The following is a 5,838-nucleotide window of genomic DNA, read 5'->3' on the forward strand; positions in this document are numbered from 1 at the left end:
AGCGAGCGTCATCGGTGACGCGAGGGGGCGGCCGTGGCTTCGCGCGGCCGCCCCGCTCAGGGACCCTCACCCGTTCCGCGCCCCCTGACCGGGCACGCGGATCCGGAAGGCGTCAGTGGAACACCACGTCGCACACGGACAGGAAGAACTCGCCGGTCTTGCGGCCGTTGCCGCCGTCAGGGGTGTCCGGGCCGCCGTGACCGCCCCAGACATGCACGATCGCGGCCCGCCCGCTCCGGGGCGGGAGGGTGGCGAACTCCCAATGGGTGGAGTCCTCCTCCCGCGGGGCCCCCTGGACCTCGACCAGGAACGGAACGGGCTCCAGGTCCTCCCAGGAGAGTCCGCTGCGGGGATCCCACCCCTCGCGGGTGAGGAACCAGCGGTGCGACCACGTCTCGTCCGTGTGATAGGCCATGTAGTCGTACGAGAACGTGTGGCTTTCGGCGGAGGCATCCAGCTCGGTGGTGGGCCAGTCGCCGAGATCCTCGTTGGGAGCCAGGTCGAGACCTGCGAACGCCGGGTTCCCGGTCGATGCGACGGTGCTGCCCTCGAAGAACTTTCGGTACTCCAGGTAGCGCAGGGCGTGGTTCCAGGGATAGTCGGCCAGCATCCGGTCGGCCCCCGGCAGCACCTCCTGCCAGGTGGTGCTGGTGTTCTCGGCCCGGGCCTTCGCACAGATCGGAGACGGGTCCTCGTCCCTGATCGCGGCGGCGGCCCGGCTGCGCGGGTCGTTCATCGTGCCGTGACGGGGAGCGGGGGCGGCCCCGGACTGCGCGCCCCGGGGCTTCTGGGGGGCGGACCAGGCCACCGCGGCCTTCGCGGCGACGGTGACCTCGTTGGTGAACGCCGTGAACGAGCCGTCGACCTTGGCCCGGATCTTCACCCGGTATTCGGGGCGGGGCTCCTCACCCAGGTCCACCCAGTGGGAGTTGGAGGGGGACCAGTCCCAGGCCGGCCAGTGGAGGAACACCGTCTGCCGTGCCTCACCGTTGATCCATACCTCGTAGACGTGCGGGTAGGGAGCGTTGCCTTCGTTCCAGTCCGCCGGCGGGGGCCAGGTTCCGTGGTCGGGCTGGTTGTCACCGATCTGCCACCGCAGGTGGATGCCGAACATCTGGTGGTCGCCGTCGGATCGGTGCCTGATGTCGGCCAGGAGTCCGGAGGGTGCCTGGATGTTGGTGCTGTTGCTCATGAAGTCCTTCTCATCCGGATTCAAAGGAGATCAGCGGCGGTCGCGGAGCTCGGAAGCGAATCCGAGCCCGTCGTACGCCGATCACCCGCGAGGACTGCCCCACGGCCATCCCCGCACGACGGGAGCGCACAGCTGCTGCTTCTCCTTCGAAGAAAGAGGATCTTGGCTTCCTGATCCTTGCGGGTTCCGGCACGGTTGTTCGGCCGCGCCGCACACGTGATCGTTTCTGCGCGACGATCCGTCACCCGGACGGCCCAACACGTCTCCCGGCCTGCGCCGCGAGTCGCGCAGCCGGACCTTCTGCGGGCTGGGCTGGGCTGGGCTGGGTGGGCGGCCGCGACGGGCCCGGGAACCGGCGGGCTGGGCACGGTCGAAGAGGAGGGCTCGTTCGGCGTCGTCCCGTTGCAGGGCCCGTGCGGCGGCGTCCAGGCCCTCTCGGAGATGCCCTGGCCGCGGCCCCGCTCCGGGCGGATGCGGCAGTCGACGCTGACCCCGGGGAGCTGCGGCTTCCTCGCTGCTCAGCCCCGGTACGCGGCGGGACCCGGCGGTCAGGGAGCGGGGCCAACTTAGCACTCCGGAGCCGCATTTGGAGCAGTGGATTCAAGGTGGCGCCGCCTGTCAGGGCGGGTTCGGGCACGTTCAACTGCGCCGCCGCTGCAGTTGAACGCACGACTTCGGCACACATTGATCACTGAGCGCCCCTGGGTCATAGTGACTCACCGTAAAGCTGGGGGGACTGTTGAGAGCTGTGCACCGGAGGGCATTCCCGCCGGCTTTGGGGCCTTGTCATCGGCCGATGCGAAGCGAGCGGTATGGAGATGTTCCCCTGCGGACTGCATGGCGTAAATTCGCGCGTCATTCGTGCGGTAATTTGTGGATCGAAATGATGGGGGTATGCGGCCGTGTCTGGAACCGAGCGTGATCTTCACGAATTGACGGGGGCCCAGCGCGGTGTCTGGTACGTTCAGCAGCTGTCCTCCGACAGATCCCTCTGCAACATCGGCGAATACTTCGACATCCGAGGCGACCTGGTCGTGGACCTCTTCGTCGCCGCTGTGCGGAAGGCGGTGGAGGAATCCGACACCTTCCGCCTGCGGTTCACCGGAGACGGTGAGTCGGCGCGCCAGTACTTCGCTCCCGCGGGCGAGGCGGAAGTCGAGGTCCTTGACCTGAGTTCCGTCCCGGACCCGGTCGCCACCGCCGAGGCGTGGATGGCGAAGGAATTTCGCCACCCGGTCGATCTGTCGGAGGAGCCCGCGTTCAAGTACGCGGTCATCAGAATTGCACCCGACCGGCACTTCTGGTTCTATCGGATCCACCACCTGGTATTCGACGGCTGGAGTGCCACGGTCATCAGCTCCCGTGTGGCGCAGATCTATGCCGCCCTCCTCTCCGGACGCCCGGCCGATGAAGGGGCCTTGGAGTCGGTCACGGTTCTTCTGGAATCCGACGCCTCCTATCGTTCCTCGGAACAATTTCTGGCGGACCGGAGATTCTGGCTCGAATCGCTCTCCGGCCTGTCGGAATCCGGCGGGGGGCACACGACGGCGCAGACTCTGCCGGGCCTGGCAACGCGCCATGTGGAAGCCGCCGACGCCGAATTCGCCCGTGCGCTGCCGGCGGCCGCCCGCGCGCTGCGGACCACCGTCGCCGGCCTGGTGGTCGCGGCGGCGGCCATCTATCTCCACCGCACGACGCGGAAGCGGGACATCGTCCTCGGACTGTCCGTCCCGGGGCGGACCGGGGCGCGGGAGAGGGGCGTCCCGGGAATGACGGCCACCATCCTGCCCATCCGGCTCCACGTGGACCGGGAGACTTCTGTCGAGGGTCTCGTCCGGCAGATCTCCAAGGTGATCCGTCTCGCCCTCAAGTATCAGCGGTACCAGCAGACGGACATGGCCCACGACCTCGGGTGGACGCACGGCGGCTCGCTCTTCGACCTGCTCGTGAACGTCATGTCCTTCGACTACCCGACGCAGTTCGGCGACTGTGAGACGATCACGCGCCCGGTCTCCAACGGGCCTGTCGAAAACATGCGGCTCTGCGTCTACGACCGGGCGGGCGAGGGCAAGCTGGACATCGCGTTCGACGTCAACACTGCTCTGCACGGAGCCGAGACGGCGCGCGGAATGTCACGCTCCCTGACGGCCGTGCTGAAGTGGCTCGTGACGGCGGATCCGGCCGAGACGACCGGAGCGGCGGAGCTGCTCGGTGCGCAGGAACGCCGGCGGGTGGTCGAGGAATGGAATGCGACCCAGACCCCGGCGCCCGATGCGACGGTGCCCCAGCTCTTTGCGGCGCAGGCCGCCCGGACGCCGGACGCGCGCGCCGTGGTGGCAGACGGCTCGGCGGTCACCTACGCCGAACTCGACGCGTGGGCCACCCGGTTGGCGCACTGTCTCAAAGCCCGAGGGGTGGCGGCCGAATCGGTCGTGGGGCTGTGCCTGCCGCGCGGCGCGCAGATGATCGCGGCGATCCTGGCGGTGTGGAAGGCCGGGGCGGCGTACCTGCCGGTCGACCCGGCGTATCCGGCGGAGCGGATCGCCTACATGCTGGCCGACAGCGGGGCGGCAGTCGTTCTCGTCGACGGCCTCGGCGAGGCCGCCGACTACGGCCGGGTGCCCACCATCGCGCTGGATGATCCCGAGGTGGTTGTCGAGGTGGCGGGGGCGTCGGTGTCGGCGCTTGGGGTTGAGGTGGGGGGGGGGGGGGGGGGGGGGGCAGTTGGCGTATGTGGTTTATACGTCGGGGTCGTCGGGTGTGCCGAAGGGTGTGGGGGTGACGCATGGTGGTTTGGTGAATTATGTGGTGTCGGTGCCTGGTCGGGTGGGGTTTGGTGGGGTTGGGGTCCGGTATGCGTTGTTGCAGCCGGTGGTGACGGATCTTGGTAACACGGTGGTGTTCGGGAGTTTGGTGTCGGGTGGTGAGTTGCATGTGTTGGGGGAGGGGGTGGTGGGTGATCCCCGGTTGGTGGCGGGGTATTTGGCGGAGCATCGTATTGATGGTGTGAAGGTGGTGCCGTCGCATTTGGAGGCGTTGGCGGCGGGTGTGTCGCTTGCGTCTTTGGTGCCGGCGGGGTCGTTGGTGCTGGGTGGTGAGGCGGCGTCGGCGGCGTTGGTGGGGCGGTTGTTGGAGGTTTCGGGTGGGTGTGGGGTTTTCAATCATTACGGGCCGACGGAGGCCACGGTTGGTGTGGCGGCTGGGCGTCTGACGCGGGAGCGTGTGGTGTCGGGTGTGGTGCCGGTGGGTGGGCCGGTGGCGAATACGTGTCTGTATGTGTTGGATGCGTCGCTTGAGCCGGTGCCTGTGGGTGTGGCTGGTGAGTTGTATGTGTCGGGTGTGCAGTTGGCTCGTGGGTATGTGGGGCGTGCGGGTTTGACTGCGGAGCGGTTCGTGGCTTGTCCGTTCGGTCCGGCGGGTGAGCGGATGTACCGTACGGGCGATCGGGTGAAGTGGACCGATGACGGTGACGTGGTGTTCGCGGGGCGTGTGGACGAGCAGGTCAAGATCCGCGGCTACCGGGTCGAACCCGGCGAGGTCGAGAGCGTACTGACCACGCATCCGCAGGTCGCCCTGGCGGCGGTTGTCGCACGCGAGGACACGCCGGGGGACACCCGCCTGGTGGCCTACGTGGTTCCGGCCGGCGAACAGGACGGCACCCGGCTCGGTGCGTCTCTCCGCGAGTTCTCAGCAGGCCGGTTGCCGGAGCACATGGTGCCCTCGGCGGTCGTGGTACTCGACGAACTGCCTCTGACGGCCAACGGCAAACTGGACCGGAAAGAGCTGCCCGCCCCCGACTTCACCGCGGCTGCGACCGAGGGCGGCCGCGGCCCGGCGACGGTACGGGAGGAGATCCTGTGCCGGACGTTCGCCGAGGTGCTGGGCGTGGACAGCGTCGGCGTCGACGACGACTTCTTCGCCCTGGGCGGCCACTCGCTCCTCGCGGTGCGCCTCGTGGCCGCTCTGCGGGAGCGGGGGGTGCCGGTCCCGGTGCAGGCGTTCTTCGCGACACCGACCCCGTCCGCGCTCGCGCAGGTGACCGAGGCGGAAACGCTCGTCGTGCCGCCGAACCTGATCCCCGCGGGAGCCACGGAGATCACCCCGGAGATGCTGCCGCTGGTGGACCTCGACGAGGCCGAGACCGCGCGGCTCGTGGAACAGGTGGAGGGCGGCGCGTCCAACATCGCGGACGTCTACCCGCTCGCCCCGTTGCAGGAAGGAATCTTCTTCCACCACCTGATGAGCGAACAGCAGGACGCGGACGTGTACGCGATGCCCTTGGTCCTGGGCTTCGATTCGCGCGAGCGGCTCGACGCGTTCCTCGGCGCATTGCAAGAGGTGGTGGACCGTCACGACATCTACCGCACGGCGATCGTGTGGGAGGGGCTGCGCGAACCGGTGCAGGTGGTCCAGCGCCGCGCCACGCTGCCAGTCGAGGAGGTGGACCCCGTTCCACAGGGCGGTGGCGACGCCGTGCAGCGGATGCTCGCGGCCGGAACAGGGACGATGGATCTGGGCCGTGCCCCGCTGCTCGCCGTGCACACGGCCGCGGAGCCGGTCGACGGCCGGTGGCTCGCACTGCTGCGCATCCACCACCTCGTACGGGACCACACCACGCAGGACGTGCTCCTGAGCTGCGGGCCCTC

The 5,838-nt window shown here is 68.7% G+C and carries 2 protein-coding genes and 1 pseudogene; 2 read left to right on the forward strand and 1 reads right to left on the reverse strand.

Annotation, left to right across the window (positions count from 1 at the left end; translation table 11 throughout):
- Positions 1–112: 112 nt before the first annotated feature.
- Positions 113–1,192, reverse strand: a complete 1,080-nt coding sequence (locus tag OG332_RS43155) for a lytic polysaccharide monooxygenase auxiliary activity family 9 protein (protein WP_327418560.1) — start codon at positions 1,190–1,192, stop codon at positions 113–115.
- A 902-nt stretch (positions 1,193–2,094) separates the two neighbouring features.
- Here OG332_RS43155 and OG332_RS43160 point away from each other — a divergent pair.
- On the forward strand, positions 2,095–4,083 hold the full coding sequence (locus OG332_RS43160; RefSeq protein WP_327418561.1) for a condensation domain-containing protein: 1,989 nt from the start codon (positions 2,095–2,097) through the stop codon (positions 4,081–4,083).
- Positions 3,971–5,797: pseudogene (locus OG332_RS48050) on the forward strand (AMP-binding protein); the annotation flags it as partial. The gene OG332_RS43160 and the pseudogene OG332_RS48050, both read left to right, overlap by 113 nt.
- Positions 5,798–5,838: the final 41 nt, after the last annotated feature.

Origin of the sequence: Streptomyces sp. NBC_01233 (genome assembly GCF_035989305.1) — a bacterium.
In the GTDB taxonomy this organism is placed as follows: domain Bacteria; phylum Actinomycetota; class Actinomycetes; order Streptomycetales; family Streptomycetaceae; genus Streptomyces.